Origin of the sequence: Bradyrhizobium sp. Bra64 (genome assembly GCF_024519875.1) — a bacterium.
Lineage (GTDB): Bacteria > Pseudomonadota > Alphaproteobacteria > Rhizobiales > Xanthobacteraceae > Bradyrhizobium > Bradyrhizobium japonicum_G.
In genome coordinates, this window is the sequence record NZ_JALJRD010000005.1 from 1 (window position 1) to 17,721 (window position 17,721).

Consider the following 17,721-nt stretch of genomic DNA (forward strand, 5'->3'; position numbering starts at 1 on the left):
CCACTGCGCAGGGAAGGCCGAGTGATTGGCTACACCTGTATGCTGCTGTGCGGTTTTCTCTGCGTGTGCTTTTCGCGCAGCGGACCGCGGGTGCCAGCCGGCACCCGGCCTTCCCTGCGCCCTCTTGGCTTAAAGAGGGTGGAGCGACCAAGCAAAGCTCGGGCGAATTGCGCCGCGAGGACGCGAAGGCGTGCCTGCAAGTCGAAATGTGTGTCGCAGGACTGTGATGTCACCCCTCGCTCCGTCATTGCGCTCGCATGAGCACGCGGAGAAAGCATGCGTCACATCTCGCTCTCGCGCTGCGGAGCCCAATGACCGCGCTTCTGCATCGCGTCGCCGTCGGTCGCCACCTCCGGCGCCATTGCAGCCCATGCACTGGAGGCGAACTGACGTCGCCAGGTCACGATCACCACGGCTGCCGTGGTCACGAACAGCACCCAGGGGCTGACGAACCAGCCGAGATAGCCGAGTGCGAAGAAGAAGGCGCGCTGGCCGCGGTTGAAGTGGCGGCCGGCCGACTCGAACACACGCGAGGTGCGGATCACATGAGCTTCGGCCTGCGGCGTGCCGCGCTGCGAGGCCGGCGGCATGCCGCCGAACAGGATCGCGACATAGTTGAACAGGCGGTAGGCCCAGGCGAACTTGAAGAAGGCGTAGACGCAGATCAGCACCAGGCCGACGCATTTCAGCTCCCACATCGCGGGCGAGGTGCTGAGGTCGATCGGCAGCTTGCCCAAAATGGTGATGGCGTCGTTGGTGGCGTGCAGCAGCGCCAGAGCGCCGCCGAGCGCGAACAGGCTGGTCGAGGCGAAGAACGCGGTGCCGTTCTGGAGCGAGGCCATGATCTGCATGTCGACCATACGGGCCTCGCGATCGAGCAGGCGGCGGACCCAGACCTCGCGATAGCCGTTCATGCGCGCCGACAGGCTGTTGCGGCCATAGGCCGAGTGCTCGAGCGTCATGGCATAGACCAGCCATTCGATGACGAAGAAGCTGATCGCGGTGATGTCGACCCAATGCCTGCTCATGTCTGTCTCCTCGCGAGATCGCAACGATTGCCACGCATGATCCAGCCCGGCAACGATTGATTGGTGGCACGCGTTGGCGCTAAAAGCAGCCGCATCCGGCAGACTCTCGAGAAGGACTGGTGACATGGCTGCGCTGAAACTCGCGATCGGCAACAAGAACTACTCGTCATGGTCGATGCGGCCCTGGCTCGCGCTCCGCGCCAACGACATCCCGTTCGCGGAGACCGTCATCCCGCTCTACACCGACAATCCCGCGGACAAGGAGCAGATCATCTCCTTCAGTCGCGCCGGCAAGGTGCCGGTGCTGGTCGATGGCGATCTCACGGTGTGGGATTCGCTCAGCATCATCGAATACATCGCCGAGCGTTATCCGGAAAAGAAGCTGTGGCCGGACGATGTCGCCGCCCGCGCCCACGCCCGTTCCGTCTGCGCCGAGATGCATTCGGGCTTCATGGCCCTGCGCAACGAATGCGGCATGAACCTGCACCGCCCCGTGGGTCCCGTGCCGTTGTCGGCGGACGCCAAGGCCAACATCGCGCGCGTGCAGGAGATCTGGCGCGAGTGCCGGACCCGGTATGGTGCCGGCGGACCTTTCCTGTTCGGCCGCTTCGGCGCGGCGGATGCGATGTATGCCCCGGTCGTGCACCGCTTCCGCACCTACGCGATCGAGGTCACGCCGGAGACCCAGGCCTACATGGACACGATGCTCGGTCTGCCGGCGTTCCAGGAATGGACCAAGGACGGGCTCGCCGAGACGCTCGTCATCGCAAAGTTCGAGACCATGTAACCCGCAATCGTGATCGGGCCTCGCTTGACGTTGAGCAAGCCGGCGGCGCTCAATCGCCCGGTGATCGGCAAGGAGAGCAGACGGCCATGGGAATCCTGGACTCGCTGGAGAACAACCCCGCGCTCCGCAGTGCGCTCGGCCAGCTCGGCGCCGCCGTGTTGCCGGCCGTGCTGAACGAGGTGCTCGGCAGCAACAATCAGGGCGGCCTCAGCGCGATCGTCGCCAAGCTCCAGCAGGCCGGCTTCGGCGAACAGGTCAAATCCTGGCTCGGCAACGGCCAGAACCTGCCGATCTCGGCCGACCAGCTCCGCGCCGTGCTCGGCAGCGACACCGTTCGCCAATTGGCTGCGCGCTACAACATCCCGGTCGACCAGCTCGGCCAGATTCTGGCCCAGGAAGTGCCCAAGGCCGTGGACCACGCCAGCCCCGACGGCCATCTGCCCCATAGCGCCTGAAGGGCCGGTTCCGGCGGTATCATCCGCTGGCCGATCACTCTGAAAAGACTGCAAAATTGGTGCCTTTGCCATGCCGCATACTGCTGGCCAAAAAGCCCGGTCGCATGCTATATGACGGGCGGGTTTCCGGCCGGCCGCCGCAGTGGGACCATGGGCGGGGCAGGCGCTGTTTGAGTGATGGAGAGGGTGTTGAAGCACAAATTCCCGATTGGAGCGCGCGTATTGTTCACGGCCAGCAACGTCGCGCGCCCCGCTGCCAGCGGCTCGTATGAGGTCATCCGTCTGCTGCCGACCGATGGCGACGACTGCCAGTATCGGATCAAGAGCTCGACCGAAGCCTTCGAACGCGTCGCCAAGGAAAGCCAGCTCGCGCTGTCCTGAAGGCCGACGCCGCCGGCATCGGCGCCTCCGGGAATTTGTGTCCTGCCGCCGTCAAAAGGCCCGCTTCACCTTCACAAGGTGGGCCGGGGCGGTTGCCGGTTCGCGGTGCTCGCTTTGACCATTCGCTCTTTGCTCGCGTGAGGGGACGTCGCGCATGAACTGGGCATGGGCCACTTCGCTGGATCAAATCTGGCGCTCGCCGGCCTTTCCGATGTGGATGACGCTGGCGGCTGCCGGCTTCTTCGGACTGATTCTCCTGATCACGCTGCCGCGCGCCGAGAGATCGGTCGCCAACGGCGCGCTGGCCGTCATTACGCTGATCGCGATTGCCACAGCCGTGGCTGCGACCGTGCGCGTCTATGGACCGGCGGGGCAGGCCATGCCGACCGAGGCGCGCGCCCAGGCCGCCGTCACCGCGAGCCTGCCGGCGCTGTCCTGTCTCGACGATCTCGCCGGCGATGCTGTGGCCATTGGGTGCGAGAAGGCGCTGTTCGGCGCGCCTGACGCGGCGGCCGCGGCCGTCGCCGCCACAGCGGCCCGCATCGACCGGCTGACCGCGCTCGGCGATGCGGCAACCGCCGACAACGGCCTGACGCTCGACACGAAGGTGCTGCGCAAGTCGCTGGAGCGTGATCGCTATGGCCTGGTCGCGCAGGTGCTGGTCGCGCGCGACGGCTGCACGCAGTTCGACTGCGCGGCCTTCCGCTCGCTGAGCGATCAGCAACAGGTCGCGGCCAACATGGATTCCCATCTCTACGACACGCTGGTCGCACGCTATGCGCCGACCTGGAATGCGCCCGCAGCGGCGCCGTCGATGCCGGCCACGGCTGCGCTTGCCGGGCTGCCGCCGTCGATGCCGACGGGCAAGCCCACCAATGCGGAGTTCCCGAGCGCCTCGTCGACGCCCCCGGTGAGCATCATGAATCCGGAGCCGCCGGCCCGCCAGGCGGCGCCGGCCGCAAACGCAGCCGCAGCGCCGGCTCCGCGCGCGCCGGCTGCGGCCGCGGCGCAGGCCGCAGTGCACGCCGCACCGGCCGCGAAGAAGCCGCCTGCACCGAAGGCTGCGCGGGCGCCGGCGGCAGCACCGGTTCCGCTCGCACCGCCGGCCGCGGCTCCCGCAGCTGCGGATAACGAGTAGATCGGCATTCCAAATGGGTGGCTGCCCGGCTAATGCTTGGGCATGCCACTACATCTGATCAAGCTCGCCGTCGGCTGCGACTCCGTCAAGGAATTGAAGGAGTGGATCGCCGAACGGATGCAGACCGCCAAGAAGAAGGGTCTGCCGCAACATCACATCCACATCACCCGCATGGTGCCCAAGCGCGACGCGGAGATTCTGTCGGGCGGGTCGCTCTATTGGGTAATCAAGGGCGAGATCGCCGCGCGCGAAAAGATCATCGGCATCGAGCCGTTCCGCGACAAGGACGGCATCGGACGCTGCCGGATCGTGATGCAGCCGAAGGTGATCCCGGTGTCGCCGCGACCGATGCGGCCGTTCCAGGGTTGGCGCTATCTCGCCGATGAATCCGTGCCGCCCGATCTCGGCAAGTCCGCCGCCGGCTCGATCGCGGCCATGCCCGAGCCGATGCGCCGCGAGCTGCGCGATCTCGGATTGCTCTAAACCGCGAGATTGTCGATCAGCCGGGTGCTACCGAGATTGGCGGCGACCAGGATCCGCAACGGGCCGTCCTTGCGCGAGGCGACCTCTGCCAGCGTCGCGGCGTGGCGCAGCTCGAAATAGTCGAGCGCGAAGCCGGCGGCCGTGATCATCCCGGCCCCGTGCGCCATCGCGGGGGCGATCGCCTCGCCGGCACGGATGCGCGCGGCGCTCTCCTTCATGGCGCGGTACAGCGTGGTCGCGGTCTGCCGCTCCTGAGGCGACAGGTAGACGTTGCGCGAGGACATCGCGAGCCCGTCGCGCTCGCGGACGGTGCGGGAGCCGATCACCTTGACGCCGAGGTCGAGATCCCGCGCCATCTGCGTCACCACCCGCAATTGCTGAAAGTCCTTCTCGCCGAAGATCGCGACGTCCGGCCGGCATTGCGTGAACAGCTTGCCGACGACGGTGGCGACGCCGCCGAAGAAGTGCGGCCGAAAGCGGTCCTCGAGGCCGGCCAGCGCCGGTCCCTCCGGCACGATGCGGGTCGCAAAGCCCTCCGGATACATGGCCTCGGCGCCGGGATGCCAGACGACATCGACGTCCTCGGCCGCGAGCTTGGCGATGTCGGCCTTCCAGGTGCGCGGATAGGCGCCGAAATCCTCGGTCGGGGCGAACTGCGTCGGGTTGACGAAGATCGACACCACGACGCGGCTTGCGCGCCGCTTGGCAAGGCGCACCAGCGACACATGCCCGTCATGGAGCGCTCCCATGGTCGGCACCAGCGCGATCGTGGCCTTGCGCTTGCGAAGATTGTCGACGGCGCGTCGCAGGGCAGGGACCGTGCGGGCGATCAAGGGGCGTGGCGACATCGGGACTCGGCGGGGTTGGGATTTGGAGCGGGCGCGGCTCGTGGTCCGGCCGGCTAACCTTAACAAGCGGGCGTCATGGACGCCATGCATCCGGATGCGGCACAGCATCCCGCGCAAGCCTGCGGAGGATGTCGCGACATTGTGGGCTGGATCACAGACGCGAGGCGGCACAGCGATTCATGATGAAAAACGGCGCGCTGCGATTTGCATGACCTGTCACGCATTTCACTTGACCGCAGACGCGGCCAATTCGAAGATCATCGTCGGGGGTGTTGAGGATCGCGATGCTTGTGCAAGCTAGCCAAGGCCAGTCCGGCTCGGCGCATGTGGTCGTGCTCGGCAACGAGAAGGGCGGCTCCGGCAAGTCGACCACCGCCCTGCACATTGCGGTGGCGCTCCTGAAAGCCGGCCAGCGCGTCGCCACCATCGACCTCGACTGCCGTCAGCAGAGCTTTACCCGTTACATCGGCAACCGCTCCGCCTGGGCACGCCGCACCAAGCTCGACCTCGAACTGCCGGTGCATCGCTGCATCAAGCTCGGCGAGACCATGCAGATCGCCGAGAACGAGAATTCCGAGTTCCAGCAGTTCATGGAGGCGGTCTCTGCGGTCGAGCGCAGCTTCGACTTCATCGTGATCGATACGCCCGGTACCGACAGCTACCTGATGCGGCTCGCGCACTCGATGGCCGATACGCTGGTGACCCCGATCAACGACAGCTTCCTCGATTTCGATGTGCTCGGCACCGTCGATCCGGCGAACTACGCCGTCACGGGCGAGAGCCATTACGCCGAGATGGTGCGGGATACCCGCCGCAAGCGCCGCCAGCTCGACGGCGCGACCACCGACTGGATCGTCGTGCGCAACCGCCTGTCCATGCTCGGTTCGCGCAACAAGCAGTTGGTTGCCGAGGGCCTCAAGGACTTGTCGCTGCGACTCGGCTTCCGCTACGTCGACGGCTTCGCCGAGCGCGTCGTCTATCGCGAGTTCTTCCCGCGTGGCCTGACCGCCCTCGACGAGATCGACGAAGCCACGCTCGGCATGCGGCCCAATCTCGGCCATCTCACCGCGCGGGAGGAGGTGACGAGCCTGCTGCGTCAGCTCAAGCTGCCGCTCGACGAGCGCGGCCGCCGCCGGGCGGCGAACCGCGCCGAGTGGTTCAATCAGGTCGACAAGCCGCTCGAGGTCCACGACATCCTCGGCGCCTGAGGCGGCGGTATATCGCTACTTCCAATCGATAAAGCCGTCGCCTCCCGCCGGAACCCAGCCTGCGCTCGGTCGTTTTCACCACGCGTTTACTGCAAAATTGAACCCAATCGAGACCGGTTGCGTCGGATGGTGACCTGCACCCTCACGTAGCCGTAAGAAAGTGGGTGCCCAAGAAACGCGTGCGACGCACAATGAAAGGGCTGCCAATTCACAATATTTAGCCTTCCTGTCACGCGGCTGTGACATATATTAGGGAATAGGCGACCAGGGGCCGAAGAGCTCCGGAAGAAACACGATTTTCAACAGGGATCAGGCCGCAAAAGAGCCTGAGGCTGAGGACGAAAATGAAGCGTGGAATTGCCGTTCTGGTTTCCGTCGGTGCCCTCTGTGGCGTCGCCTATTTCACCGCGAGCAAGTGGGCGATCAAGCACGAGACCATCACCTTCTACGACGCTTCGCGCGACAACCGTCCGGTGCCCGTCGACATCGCGATCCGCCGCGACAAGGAAATGCAGGCCAATGCCGGCATGATCACGTTGCCCGTTGCCGTGATCAATCACGGCAATACCGTCAAGAACACCGAGTACGGTTTCCTCGCCAACATCTTCGCCGCGCGCGGCTACATGGTCGTCAGCCCGCAGCATGATTTGCCGACCGATCCTCCGATGGTGACCAAACCGGGCGAGCTCTATGTCGGCCGCCTGCCGCAGATTCTGCGCGGCGTCGCCAACATCCATCTCGCCATGCAGGAGATGAAGAAGGTTCAGCCCAACGCCGACTACGCCAAGGTGACGATGGTCGGCCACTCCATGGGCGGCGACATCACGATGTATTTCGCCAAGCAGTATCCGGATGAGGTCAAGAAGGTCGTCACGCTCGACAATCTGCGTGTGCCCTTCGTCACCGCCGGCAAGTTCAAGATCCTGTCGTTCCGTTCGCAGGATCCGCAGTTTAAGACCGATGCGGGCGTGATCCCGACCGAGGAGGAGTGCGAAAAGGCCGGAATCCAGGTCGTCAAAACCGAATTCCAGCACAACGACATGCGCGACACCGGTCCGGATGTGGCCAAGAACTCGATTCAGGGCATGCTCGACAAATTCCTGAGCGCGACCGACAGCGACGTGGCGCCGGTCAACACGCAGGCTTCCCCGCCCAAGATTCTCGAGCCTGGTCCGGTCGCTCTGATGGCGCCCGCCAAGAGCTGACAGCCTCCTCGCTGACAGCCTACTCGCTGACATCGCCCTCATCGTCAGCAGCGATTTCAAAGCCCCTGCCGGCCTCCGCTGGCGGGGGCTTTGCTCATTGACCGGGCTGCACGCGCTGACCACATTAGCCGCTCACGCAGGGTCAAGAGATGTCGGGCGAACCCATCAAACCGCGCGGCCGCGATGCCGTCTCGGCGCAATCTGGCGGCGCAGTGCCGCAGGCGGGGACGGCGACCTCGGAGGACATCGCGGCCTTCGTCGCCAAGGCGCGTGCGCTGTCGCCGCACGCTCCCGGTGCGAAAGGCCGGCTGATCTTCGCGCTGGATGCGACGATGAGCCGGCAGCCGACCTGGGACATGGCGTGCGCGCTGCAGGCCGACATGTTCCGCGAAACCGCCGCGCTCGGCAGCCTCGACATCCGGCTCGTCTACTATCGCGGCTTCAACGAGTGTCGCGCCACGGCATGGATCTCCGACAGCGCCAGGCTTGCGGCGCTGATGAGCAAGATCGATTGCCGCGGCGGCGATACCCAGATCGGCAAGGTGCTGAGCGAGGCGCGGCGCGAGGCGGTCGCGTCCGGCGTGCGTGCCGTTGTCTTCGTCGGCGACGCCATGGAGGAGAAGGTCGACGAACTCTGCGCCAAGGCCGGCGAGCTAGGCATGCTCAAGGTGCCCGTGTTCATGTTTCAGGAAGGCCATGACGCAGTGGCCGAGCAGGCCTTTCGCGAGATCGCCCGGCTTACCGGCGGGGCGTGGTGCCGGTTCGATCCGGGCGCGGCGGCGCAATTGCGCGAGCTGTTGCGCGCAGCCGCGGCCTATGCCGCCGGCGGCCGCGAGGCGCTGTTGCAATTGGCCAAAACCGCGAACGGCGCGGCGAAGCTGATCGAGCAGCTCAAGTGAGGCGGGTTTGCCTGGCGGGATGCAACGGCATGCTTTTTCGGCGTGACGCGACTATATTCCGGCCATGACCCTGATCGCCGGCGTTGTCGCAATTATCACGCTTTATCTGCTGCTCCAGATGTTCCGTTCCGCGAATCCGGCGGTGCTGGCGCGCACCATCAAGTTCGGCGGCGGCGTCGTCGCGCTGGCGGTCGCAGCCTTCACGGGCCTGCGGGGCGAACTGGCGGTGGCGATCCCGCTCGGCATATTCGGCGCCGGGCTGCTCGGCTGGACGCCGCTGGCGAACGCCGGCTTCGGCAATATCGGCGGGCTGTTCGGCGGCGGCGCGACGCGCCCGTCCGGACAGGCCTCGCGTGTGCGCTCGCAATTCCTGGACATGCGGCTCGACCACGATTCTGGCCGACTCGCGGGCCAGATCGTCGCCGGGCCTCACGCTGGGCGCGATCTCGACGAGTTCGATCTTGCAGGCCTGCTGGCAATGGTCCCGGCGTTCGATGCCGAGAGCGTGGCCCTACTTGAAAGCTATCTGGACCGCCGGTTTCCCGCTTGGCGTCAGAACGCGCAGGGCGACGCGGCAGGGGGGCAGCGTCCCACGGTTGCGACCGGCAAAATGACGACGGAGGAAGCCTACCAGATCCTTGGCTTGCAGCCGGGGGCGGGACGTGACGACATCAGCCGGGCTCACAAGTCCCTGATGAAGAAACTCCATCCCGACCAGGGGGGCTCGACGTATCTCGCTGCCCGTGTAAACGAGGCCAAGGATACTCTGCTTCGTACGCATAACGGCTAACTCCGGCACCACGCTACAAACGCCAGTCCCGCGTGAGTCCCGCTTGCTCTGTTTGCCGTCGCCCCGATGCCCGCCATTGCCGGCGTGGTCGATCCCTTGAGTAAAGTTTTAACCGTAAATCCTTGACGAGAGGTTGTCGTGGAACGGCCTTGTCATCACCGGACCCCGAAAATCAAAATGCCCGCGCAAGGCGCGGGCATCTTGATCGAAGCGGTGCGAAAGATCAGTTGCGAACGGTGATGCAGGAGATGTCGGCGCGCTTCAGGGCGCGGCAGACGGCTTCGGCCTGGTCGCGCTCGAGCCCGGCGAAGCGGGCGCGGTAGAGCTTGCGATTGTCTTTGGCGACGACCGGCTCGGTGAACGGATCGGCTTTGCTGAGCAGGCCGCGGGCCGAGCTGCGCGCAGCGTCTATGCGCTGCTGGGCTTCGTTCTCGCTCTCGAGTGCGCCGACCTGGACGATCCAGCCGCTGTGGGTGACGACGGGCCTGGTGGTGGAGCTCATCTGGATCGGCTGCGGCGCCGGGTCGGCTGAAGCGAGCCTCGGGGCCGCCGGGGCGGCGGCCGCGGTTGCGGCCGGCAGCACACCGAGGATGCCGTTGCCGGTGCCGAAGCCCGCCGGCTGCCGCGGCAGCTCGGTCCGGGCCATCTCGGCCCTCGGCGCTTCCGGATGGCTGACGATCTCGGGCCTGTTGATGAGGTCTGCCCGCGCGACCACGGCGCCGGAGGTTTCCGCGACGTCGGAGCGGGGCGCAATCGTGCTCGTAACCTGCGGTGCGACCTGAGTTGGGGCAGCGGAGGCGACTCTCACGGCGCCGGCCTTGACCTGAACCGTCTTGACCCGGACCGGCTTCATCGGCTCGGACGAGCCGGGGATGATGGAGAGCGGCTGGCTCGAGATCACGCCATTGGTGAGCGGCGCCGGCTCGATTTTGGATTCAGTCGGCCGAACTTCGGGCTTGTTGATTTCAGGCCTGGGCTGAGCCGGTGGCACCGCGGCAGTCGCAGCTGCGAGCGTCGACAGGCGCGCGGCGAGACGTGACGGGGCTGCTTCAGGAGCAGGGGCCGCTGCGGCCTGGGCCTGCGGGGCGGGGCGCGCCGGAGTATCCGACGCGTCGGCGACCTCGGTGCTGGCGTCGGAGCCGTTGCGCTCGGTAACCGCGGCAACGGTGTGAGTGGTCGCGCCCTTGTCGAGGTTCTCCGCGAGCAGGTTGCGCATGATGGCGTCGCGCGAGCCGCCGCTGCGGCCGCCCAGCACCACGCCGATCAGGTGTCGGTTGCCGCGGCGCATCGAGGTCACAAGGTTGAAGCCGGAGGCGCGGGTGTAGCCGGTCTTGATGCCGTCCACGCCCTCGACGCTGCCGAGCAGGTGATTGTGATTGCGGATCGACTGTCCGTGCCAGTTGAACGTCGAGGTCGCGAAATAGCGATAGTAACGCGGGAAGCGCTCCTGGATGGCGCGGCCGAGCGTGGCCTGGTCGCGCGCGGTCGTGACCTGCTCGTCGTTGGGAAGGCCGTTGGCGTTGCGGTAGACCGTCTTGGACATGCCGAGCGAACGCGCCTTGCGCGTCATCATGGTGGCGAAGTCGTCCTCGTCGCCGGCGATGGCTTCCGCGATCACCACGGCGGCGTCGTTGGCGGAGCGGGTGACGAGACCCTTGATCGCGTCCTCGACGCGGATGGTCTGGCCGGCGCGCAGGTTCAGCTTGGTCGGATCCTGATCGGCGGCGTGTTGGGACACTGGCATCTCGGTGTCGAGCTTCATCTTGCCGGACTCGAGGCGCTCGAACAGCAGATAGAGCGTCATGATCTTGGTGAGCGACGCCGGATGGCGGATACCGTCGGGGCTCGTCGCCTGGAGCACGGAGCCGGAATTGCCGTCGACGATGATCGACGCGAATTTCGGGCTGGAACTCTCGGATATATCGCGCTGTACCCGGTGATGCGCGTAATGACGCCGGTGGCGCCGCGCCTCGGCAGCATCGGTGGTGAAGATGACCGCGGTGGTGACCGTAAGAAGCCCGAAAACGCCAACCCGCGCCAAGCGCGAGGAAGACAAGTTTTTACGAAGCATGAAACCCCGTCCCCGTTTCTGACTTGATCACCGGCCCGTGAGGCGAAATTGTGCCCAATGGACCCGGGATCATTACCTGCTCAGGCTGTCCGTCCGCTGGTGTTCGCCGCGGGAGACGTTGAACCTGAGCCGCTGTTCTGGCTAAGGTGATGTTCTCAAACGGCTTTTGGCCGCTTGCGGAAGTTGAACACGTCCAGGGAATCAAAGTAGGGGGCCGCGGTTTCCAAATGCTTAAGGAACCATTGCGGGAAACCCCGGGAATCTCAGCGATTTGCATGTTAATTTTGTGCGACGCACAAGATTCTTGACTTTTTTGTGCGTTGCACTAATTGTGGGCAGAGTCAGGGAGCCGGGGCTTCCCGACAAAGTCAGGGAAAAGGATTCCAAGATGTTCAAGGTTGAAGACTTTCAGAACTACGGGAAAGAGCACTTCGAGCAGTACGTTGCCTCCGCGACCTCGGTGCAGCACGGCCTCCAGGCGATCGCCAGCGCCTATGGCGACTACACCAAGAAGTCGTTCGAAGACACCAAGTCCTTCGTCGAGAAGCTTTCCGGCGTGAAGTCGCTGGACAAGGCCATGGAAGCGCAGACTGATTTCGCCCGTTCCGCTTACGAGACCTTCGTTGCGGAATCGCAGAAGATCGCCGGCCTCTACAGCGACCTCGCCAAGCAGGCATTCAAGCCGGTCGAGACCATCGTGTCGAAGTTCACTCCGGCCAACTAACGTTCTCTGGAAGTCCTGGAATCGAAAAGCCCGGCTGATGCCGGGCTTTTTTTCTTGGTCGCAGGGGATTCGCTTCGGCGCGCCACGCAGCTTCGACAACGGCGTACCGAGGTCCTCGAATTGAATTCGGCGGTGTTCGCACCGTAGAAATCCGGAGGCATCCTGCGCGAGATCGTGCCAGCCGCGACGGCGGCCGGTTCCTGATCAAACGCCTTCAAAGCGGGCGGGGCGGAAGGTTTTGTCAAATCGGTCCGGATTGATTAACCTCGGTGAGGATCGCCCGAACCGGGAATCGGGGCCGCTGCGGCCGTCGGCCGAGCCGTCGCACGCTTGCGGCGAGCCGGGGGCGGGCCCATATTCGGTGAAGCCAATCCGGCTCGAACCGGACCGGCTGGAAGCGGCGATCCGACAGGGCGGCGCGCCTGTGCGAAGCTCCGAAGGCTGGGGCTGCGCAGTGTACTGCCATACGCTTCCGTGGGGAATTTGAACGCCTGAGCCATGCCGCAATTGTCTTCCAGACCAGACCTGTCCGCGGCCTCCGCGGCCCACGCTCCCCGGATGAGCAACGACGAGAACCGTTCCGGCGGTCCTGCCGCGCCAAATACGTCCGTCATCACCAAGGTCAAACCGAAGACCAAGCGGCCGAACCTGTATCGTGTGCTGATCCTGAACGACGATTACACGCCGATGGAATTCGTCGTCCACGTGCTGGAGAAATTCTTCCAGAAGGACGCCGAGGCCGCCACCAAGATCATGCTGCACGTCCACCATCACGGGATCGGTGAGTGCGGCGTGTTCACCTACGAGATCGCCGAGACCAAGGTGACGCAGGTGATGGATTTCGCCCGCAAGCACCAGCATCCGCTACAATGCGTGATGGAAAAGAAGTAAGGCCTCTCACGGCGCGTTCGAAGCCGCCTCTTGTGCATGTCGCAATGTGATCGCCACGTGATGTCTGCGCGCGATGTTCGTCGCCGCCGGAAAAGCCTTGGAATTCTGCACGGGCCCCGATCGCGCCCAAATGGGAACGGGTCTTGCATCGTAACCGGCGCAGGTGCGCATCCGCCTGAGTCGCGGAACCGGTCTTTCGCGGCGATATTGTATACCTATATGTGACAAAGGTTGTTGTTGCCTGACCGGGCGATGGCGATCATGATGGTGGGGGCCATAGAGGACGCGAATGCCGACTTTTTCTCAAAGCCTTGAACAATCCCTGCATCGTGCACTGGCGATCGCAAACGAGCGTCATCACCAATACGCGACGCTCGAGCATCTCTTGCTCTCCTTGATCGACGACTCCGATGCAGCCGCGGTCATGCGCGCCTGTAGCGTCGATCTCGACAAGCTCCGTACGAGCCTCGTCAATTATCTTGAGACCGAATTCGAGAACCTGGTGACGGACGGCGCCGACGACGCCAAGCCGACCGCCGGTTTCCAGCGCGTGATTCAGCGCGCGGTGATCCACGTGCAGTCGTCCGGCCGCGAGGAGGTGACTGGCGCCAACGTGCTGATCGCGATCTTCGCCGAGCGCGAAAGCCACGCCGCGTATTTCCTGCAGGAGCAGGACATGACGCGCTACGACGCGGTCAACTACATCAGCCATGGTATCGCCAAGCGGCCCGGTGTGTCCGAGGCGCGGCCGGTACGCGGCGTCGACGAGGAGACCGAGACCAAAGGCAGCGAGGACGCAAAGAAGAAGGGCGAGGCGCTCGAGACCTATTGCGTCAACCTCAACAAGAAGGCGCGCGACGGCAAGATCGATCCGGTGATCGGACGCAATTCCGAGATCAACCGCGCGATACAGGTGCTGTGCCGCCGGCAGAAGAACAATCCGCTGTTCGTGGGCGAGGCCGGCGTCGGCAAGACCGCGATCGCCGAAGGCCTCGCCAAGCGCATCGTCGACAGCGAGGTGCCGGAGGTGCTGGCGGCTGCCACCGTGTTCTCGCTCGACATGGGCACGCTGCTCGCCGGCACGCGCTATCGCGGCGACTTCGAGGAGCGCCTCAAGCAGGTGCTGAAGGAGCTCGAGGCGCATCCCAACGCCATCCTGTTCATCGACGAGATCCACACCGTGATCGGTGCGGGCGCGACGTCGGGCGGGGCGATGGATGCCTCGAACCTGCTGAAGCCGGCACTCGCCTCGGGCACCATCCGCTGCATGGGCTCGACCACCTACAAGGAATACCGGCAGCACTTCGAGAAGGACCGCGCGCTGGTGCGGCGCTTCCAGAAGATCGACATCAACGAGCCGACGGTCGAGGACGCGATCGCGATCCTCAAGGGTCTCAAGCCGTATTTCGAGGATTACCACCGGCTGAAATACACCAATGAGGCGATCGAGGCCGCGGTGCAGCTCTCCTCGCGCTACATCCACGACCGCAAGCTGCCGGACAAGGCGATCGACGTGATCGACGAATCCGGTGCGGCGCAGATGCTGGTCGCCGAGAACAAGCGCAAGAAGACCATCGGCATCAAGGAGATCGAGACCACGATCGCCTCGATGGCGCGGATTCCGCCGAAGAGCGTGTCGAAGGACGACGCCGAGGTGCTCAAGCATCTCGAGCAGACCCTGAAGCGCACCGTGTTCGGTCAGGACAAGGCGATCGAGTCGCTCGCCGCCTCGATCAAGCTCGCACGCGCGGGCTTGCGCGAGCCGGAGAAGCCGATCGGCTGCTACCTGTTCTCCGGTCCCACCGGCGTCGGCAAGACCGAGGTTGCCAAGCAGCTTGCGGCCTCCCTCGGCGTCGAGCTCCTGCGCTTCGACATGTCCGAATACATGGAGCGGCACACCGTCTCGCGCCTGATCGGCGCGCCTCCCGGCTATGTCGGTTTCGACCAGGGCGGTCTGCTCACCGACGGCGTCGACCAGCATCCGCATTGCGTGGTGCTGCTCGATGAAATCGAGAAGGCGCATCCCGACCTCTACAACGTGCTGCTCCAGATCATGGACCACGGCCGGCTCACCGACCACAACGGCAAGCAGGTCAACTTCCGCAACGTGATCCTGATCATGACTACGAACGCTGGCGCGGCGGATCTCGCCAAGCAGGCGTTCGGCTTCACGCGCTCGAAGCGGGAAGGCGACGACCACGAGGCGATCAACCGGCAGTTCGCGCCGGAATTCCGCAATCGCCTCGATGCCATCGTCTCGTTCGGCCATCTCAGCGTCGAGGTGATCGGCACGGTGGTCGAGAAGTTCGTGCTTCAACTCGAGGCGCAGCTTGGCGATCGCGACGTCACCATCGAGCTGTCCGAGCCCGCCAAGGTCTGGCTGGTCCAGCATGGTTACGACGAGCAGATGGGCGCACGTCCCATGGCCCGCGTGATCCAGGAGCACATCAAGAAGCCGCTGGCCGACGAAGTGCTGTTCGGCAAGCTCAAGGGCGGCGGCCACGTTCGCGTCGTTCTCGTCAAGGACGAGGCCGACGAGACCAAGGAGAAGATCGGCTTCGAGTTCCTCGACGGCCCGGTCACGCCGAAGCAGGAGAAGCTCCCCGGCGCCCGCAAGCGTCCGCCGGGCAAGTCCAAGCCGGGCGGCCCCGGCGGCTCGAAGGGGCCGACCTCCAAGGGCCCGCTGGTCAAGGTCTGATCCGCGCGCAATGAATCAAAAGGCTGGCTGAAAAGCCGGCCTTTTTGCTTGTCGCAGCAGTGAGTGATTCTAAGTGCCGGTGTCGGGCGCGGGTGCCGCTGGCGGCCGCGGCTTCTTCGGCGCAGGCGGCCGCGTGCGGGCAGGAACCGACGGCTGCATCGTCACGATGACCGGATTCGGCTTGTGATCGGTTGCGGCGCCCGTTGCGGCATCGACCCCCATGCCGACGACACCGCCCAGCAGGAGATTGCCGGCAAAGCCGGCGGCCCCGCCGCCCTGAATGTCTCGGCTGAGCGGCACGATCTGCGGTTCATAGCCTTCCTTCTGGAAGGTGATGGAGATGTCGGCGTTCCGCTTGACGACCACGGCGCAGGGCGTCGTGCAGGTGGTCGGAACCTCCAGTCCGCTGACCACGGCTTCCACGCCCGAAGGTGTCGATGAGATGCTGATGTTTTCAGTCGTGCCGCGAGTCACAGACGCGCAGCCGCCCAGCATGACGCTGAGCGCCACAATTCCAAATGATCGCATGAAATGCCCCTTGTCCCATCGCCAATGAAGCGCAACCAAAGCGCGAGCGCAATCATTCTTGGGTGGCATGGTAAAACTACGGGTTGTCGCCGGCCGGGCGGTGACGCGCTATTCGCCGCGCAGGCGCTGGTCGTCCTGCACGCGGACGTGCTCCGCGCCGCGCGCGCCCGCGGGCGACAGCCGCAGCATGCTCAGCGCCGCGCCGCAGAGCGCGAAGCCGACGGCGGTGAGCAGCGCCATCCGCGTTCCCTCCAGCGGATAACGGCCGAGGAACAGCGCCACCAGCGCCGCACCCGTGGTCTGGCCGAGCAGTCGCGCCGTGCCCAGCATGCCGCTCGCGCCGCCGGCGCGCTCACGCGGGGCGGCGGCGATCATGGTGCGGTTGTTGGGGGTCTGGAACAGGCCGAAGCCGGCACCGGCCAGCGCCATCCGCCAGATCACGTCGAGCGGCGTCGGCGCCGCTGGCAGGAAGGCGAGCGCGCCAAGCCCGCAGGCGAAAAGCGTGAGCCCGATGCCGCCGAGCAGGCCGGCCGGATAATGCTCGACCAGGCGGCCGGCGAGGGGCGCTGCGAACGCCACCGCGATCGGCCATGGCGTGATCAACAGGCCCATATGCACCGCCGAATAGCCGAAGCGGCTCTGCAGGTAGAAGGGAATCGCGACGAAGGCCAGCATCTGCCCGCAGAACGAGGCGATCGAGGTCGCAATCGACAGTGCGAACACCGGGATGCGCAAGAGGTCGACCGGCAGCAGCGGCGACTTCATGTGGGTTTCGCGGTAGATCAGCAGCGCGCCGGCGACGAGAGCGATGGCGAACTGCACGAGGCAGGTGGCGGCGGCCTCGCCGTGCCCGACGCTGTCGACCGCGGCGATGCCGACGCCGAAGGTGATGGCGGACAGCCCCGCGCTTTGCCAGTCGAAGGAACGGCTCGCGGGCGTGGTGTGCGGCAGGCAGCGCAGGCCCAGCACCAGCGTCACCGCACCGAGCGGCACGTTGATGGCGAACAACCAGGGCCAGCTTCCGACCGCGAGGATGCCGGCGGCGAGCGTCGGGCCGATCGCGGCCGAGAAGGCGACGACGAGCGCGTTAAGCCCGATGCCGCGGCCGAGCTGGCTGCGCGGATAGGTGAAGCGCACCAGGGCCGAGTTGACGCTCATGATGCCGGCCGCGCCAAAGCCCTGGATGATGCGGGCGATCGTCAGCAGCGGCAGCGTATGCGCCAGCGCGCAAAATGCCGATGCCAGCGTGAACAGTGCAAGTCCGACCAGATAGACACGGCGATAGCCGACGATCTCGCCGAGCGAGGCGAGCGGCAAGAGCGAGATCGTGATCGCGAGCTGGTAGCCGTTGACGATCCAGATCGAGATAGCTGGGCTCGCGTCGAGGTCGGCCGCGATCGTCGGCAGCGCGACGTTGGCGATGGCGCTGTCGACGACGGCCATGATGATGCCGAGCGCAATGGTCAGCACCGCTCGGTTCCGCTGCGGCTGCGGCAGGCCGTCGGCATGCTCGATCGTAGTTGACGACATGGCAAACGTGTTCGGTTGAGGCGCGGTTGCTCGTCCGCAACTTGGTCCGACCCGGGA

General features: G+C 65.3%; 17 protein-coding genes. 12 read left to right on the forward strand and 5 right to left on the reverse strand.

Annotation, left to right across the window (positions count from 1 at the left end):
• Positions 1 to 281 precede the first annotated feature (281 nt).
• The gene (locus tag NR187_RS16870) at positions 282 to 1,028 is read right to left on the reverse strand and encodes a DUF599 domain-containing protein (RefSeq protein WP_211385821.1); all 747 of its coding nucleotides are present in this window, start codon (positions 1,026 to 1,028) and stop codon (positions 282 to 284) included.
• 124 nt (positions 1,029 to 1,152) lie between these two features.
• On the opposite strand from NR187_RS16870, the gene NR187_RS16875 reads away from it, so the two are divergent.
• The 5 genes from NR187_RS16875 (at position 1,153) to NR187_RS16895 (ending at position 4,272) form a co-directional block, all read left to right on the forward strand.
• On the forward strand, positions 1,153 to 1,815 hold the full coding sequence (locus NR187_RS16875; RefSeq protein WP_211385822.1) for a glutathione S-transferase family protein: 663 nt from the start codon (positions 1,153 to 1,155) through the stop codon (positions 1,813 to 1,815).
• Positions 1,816 to 1,901: 86 nt separating this feature from the next.
• Positions 1,902 to 2,270 (forward strand): YidB family protein, encoded by a 369-nt coding sequence (locus NR187_RS16880; RefSeq protein WP_211385823.1) that lies wholly within the window; start codon positions 1,902 to 1,904, stop codon positions 2,268 to 2,270.
• Positions 2,271 to 2,447: 177 nt separating this feature from the next.
• On the forward strand, positions 2,448 to 2,651 hold the full coding sequence (locus tag NR187_RS16885; protein ID WP_007611353.1) for a hypothetical protein: 204 nt from the start codon (positions 2,448 to 2,450) through the stop codon (positions 2,649 to 2,651).
• A 154-nt stretch (positions 2,652 to 2,805) separates the two neighbouring features.
• Positions 2,806 to 3,789, forward strand: a complete 984-nt coding sequence (locus tag NR187_RS16890; RefSeq protein WP_256807085.1) for a hypothetical protein — start codon at positions 2,806 to 2,808, stop codon at positions 3,787 to 3,789.
• A gap of 42 nt (positions 3,790 to 3,831) precedes the next feature.
• Positions 3,832 to 4,272, forward strand: coding sequence for a DUF1489 family protein (locus NR187_RS16895; RefSeq protein WP_211385825.1), 441 nt, complete (start codon positions 3,832 to 3,834; stop codon positions 4,270 to 4,272).
• Here NR187_RS16895 and panC read toward each other — a convergent pair.
• Positions 4,269 to 5,120, reverse strand: a complete 852-nt coding sequence (gene panC, locus NR187_RS16900) for a pantoate--beta-alanine ligase (RefSeq protein WP_211385826.1) — start codon at positions 5,118 to 5,120, stop codon at positions 4,269 to 4,271. The two genes, NR187_RS16895 and panC, sit on opposite strands and share 4 nt — an antisense overlap.
• A 284-nt stretch (positions 5,121 to 5,404) precedes the next feature.
• Here panC and NR187_RS16905 point away from each other — a divergent pair, with 284 nt between their 5' ends.
• From NR187_RS16905 to NR187_RS16920, 4 genes are all read left to right on the forward strand, one after another.
• Positions 5,405 to 6,328 carry a division plane positioning ATPase MipZ gene (locus NR187_RS16905; RefSeq protein ID WP_211385827.1) on the forward strand — a complete coding sequence of 308 codons (924 nt, stop codon included), beginning with the start codon at positions 5,405 to 5,407 and terminating at the stop codon, positions 6,326 to 6,328.
• 344 nt (positions 6,329 to 6,672) lie between these two features.
• Positions 6,673 to 7,533, forward strand: a complete 861-nt coding sequence (locus NR187_RS16910; RefSeq protein ID WP_211385828.1) for an alpha/beta fold hydrolase — start codon at positions 6,673 to 6,675, stop codon at positions 7,531 to 7,533.
• A 149-nt stretch (positions 7,534 to 7,682) separates the two neighbouring features.
• On the forward strand, positions 7,683 to 8,432 hold the full coding sequence (locus tag NR187_RS16915) for a VWA domain-containing protein (protein ID WP_256807086.1): 750 nt from the start codon (positions 7,683 to 7,685) through the stop codon (positions 8,430 to 8,432).
• A gap of 64 nt (positions 8,433 to 8,496) precedes the next feature.
• The gene (locus NR187_RS16920; RefSeq protein WP_256807087.1) at positions 8,497 to 9,222 is read left to right on the forward strand and encodes a DnaJ domain-containing protein; all 726 of its coding nucleotides are present in this window, start codon (positions 8,497 to 8,499) and stop codon (positions 9,220 to 9,222) included.
• Positions 9,223 to 9,445: 223 nt separating this feature from the next.
• Here NR187_RS16920 and NR187_RS16925 read toward each other — a convergent pair whose 3' ends face one another.
• The gene (locus NR187_RS16925; RefSeq protein WP_211385831.1) at positions 9,446 to 11,293 is read right to left on the reverse strand and encodes a D-alanyl-D-alanine carboxypeptidase; all 1,848 of its coding nucleotides are present in this window, start codon (positions 11,291 to 11,293) and stop codon (positions 9,446 to 9,448) included.
• 388 nt (positions 11,294 to 11,681) lie between these two features.
• Here NR187_RS16925 and NR187_RS16930 point away from each other — a divergent pair, with 388 nt between their 5' ends.
• The 3 genes from NR187_RS16930 to clpA all read left to right on the forward strand — a co-directional run bounded on the left by NR187_RS16930 (position 11,682) and on the right by clpA (position 15,606).
• A complete protein-coding gene (locus NR187_RS16930; protein WP_211385832.1) occupies positions 11,682 to 12,017 on the forward strand; it encodes a phasin family protein in 336 nt (111 codons plus the stop codon).
• Positions 12,018 to 12,575: 558 nt separating this feature from the next.
• The gene (clpS, locus tag NR187_RS16935) at positions 12,576 to 12,908 is read left to right on the forward strand and encodes an ATP-dependent Clp protease adapter ClpS (protein WP_211385833.1); all 333 of its coding nucleotides are present in this window, start codon (positions 12,576 to 12,578) and stop codon (positions 12,906 to 12,908) included.
• A 289-nt stretch (positions 12,909 to 13,197) separates the two neighbouring features.
• Positions 13,198 to 15,606, forward strand: coding sequence for an ATP-dependent Clp protease ATP-binding subunit ClpA (gene clpA / locus NR187_RS16940; protein ID WP_211385834.1), 2,409 nt, complete (start codon positions 13,198 to 13,200; stop codon positions 15,604 to 15,606).
• Positions 15,607 to 15,675: 69 nt separating this feature from the next.
• Here the strand turns inward: clpA and NR187_RS16945 are convergent, their stop codons facing one another.
• Both NR187_RS16945 and NR187_RS16950 read right to left on the reverse strand, forming a co-directional pair.
• Complete coding sequence (locus NR187_RS16945) at positions 15,676 to 16,134, reverse strand: translation initiation factor 2 (RefSeq protein WP_256807088.1); 459 nt, start codon at positions 16,132 to 16,134, stop codon at positions 15,676 to 15,678.
• Between the two features lie 108 nt (positions 16,135 to 16,242).
• On the reverse strand, positions 16,243 to 17,664 hold the full coding sequence (locus tag NR187_RS16950) for an MFS transporter (protein ID WP_256807089.1): 1,422 nt from the start codon (positions 17,662 to 17,664) through the stop codon (positions 16,243 to 16,245).
• Positions 17,665 to 17,721: the final 57 nt, after the last annotated feature.

Excerpts from the sequence above, each read along its gene's own strand:
- clpS (WP_211385833.1), top strand. The coding sequence starts at position 12,576 with ATGAGCAACGACGAGAACCGTTCCGGCGGTCCTGCCGCGCCAAATACG.
- NR187_RS16950 (WP_256807089.1), bottom strand. The coding sequence starts at position 17,664 with ATGTCGTCAACTACGATCGAGCATGCCGACGGCCTGCCGCAGCCGCAG.
- NR187_RS16895 (WP_211385825.1), top strand. The coding sequence starts at position 3,832 with ATGCCACTACATCTGATCAAGCTCGCCGTCGGCTGCGACTCCGTCAAG.
- NR187_RS16910 (WP_211385828.1), top strand. The coding sequence starts at position 6,673 with ATGAAGCGTGGAATTGCCGTTCTGGTTTCCGTCGGTGCCCTCTGTGGC.
- NR187_RS16870 (WP_211385821.1), bottom strand. The coding sequence starts at position 1,028 with ATGAGCAGGCATTGGGTCGACATCACCGCGATCAGCTTCTTCGTCATC.
- NR187_RS16885 (WP_007611353.1), top strand. The coding sequence starts at position 2,448 with ATGGAGAGGGTGTTGAAGCACAAATTCCCGATTGGAGCGCGCGTATTG.
- clpA (WP_211385834.1), top strand. The coding sequence starts at position 13,198 with ATGCCGACTTTTTCTCAAAGCCTTGAACAATCCCTGCATCGTGCACTG.
- NR187_RS16875 (WP_211385822.1), top strand. The coding sequence starts at position 1,153 with ATGGCTGCGCTGAAACTCGCGATCGGCAACAAGAACTACTCGTCATGG.
- panC (WP_211385826.1), bottom strand. The coding sequence starts at position 5,120 with ATGTCGCCACGCCCCTTGATCGCCCGCACGGTCCCTGCCCTGCGACGC.
- NR187_RS16890 (WP_256807085.1), top strand. The coding sequence starts at position 2,806 with ATGAACTGGGCATGGGCCACTTCGCTGGATCAAATCTGGCGCTCGCCG.
- NR187_RS16925 (WP_211385831.1), bottom strand. The coding sequence starts at position 11,293 with ATGCTTCGTAAAAACTTGTCTTCCTCGCGCTTGGCGCGGGTTGGCGTT.
- NR187_RS16905 (WP_211385827.1), top strand. The coding sequence starts at position 5,405 with ATGCTTGTGCAAGCTAGCCAAGGCCAGTCCGGCTCGGCGCATGTGGTC.
- NR187_RS16880 (WP_211385823.1), top strand. The coding sequence starts at position 1,902 with ATGGGAATCCTGGACTCGCTGGAGAACAACCCCGCGCTCCGCAGTGCG.
- NR187_RS16930 (WP_211385832.1), top strand. The coding sequence starts at position 11,682 with ATGTTCAAGGTTGAAGACTTTCAGAACTACGGGAAAGAGCACTTCGAG.
- NR187_RS16920 (WP_256807087.1), top strand. The coding sequence starts at position 8,497 with ATGACCCTGATCGCCGGCGTTGTCGCAATTATCACGCTTTATCTGCTG.
- NR187_RS16915 (WP_256807086.1), top strand. The coding sequence starts at position 7,683 with ATGTCGGGCGAACCCATCAAACCGCGCGGCCGCGATGCCGTCTCGGCG.
- NR187_RS16945 (WP_256807088.1), bottom strand. The coding sequence starts at position 16,134 with ATGCGATCATTTGGAATTGTGGCGCTCAGCGTCATGCTGGGCGGCTGC.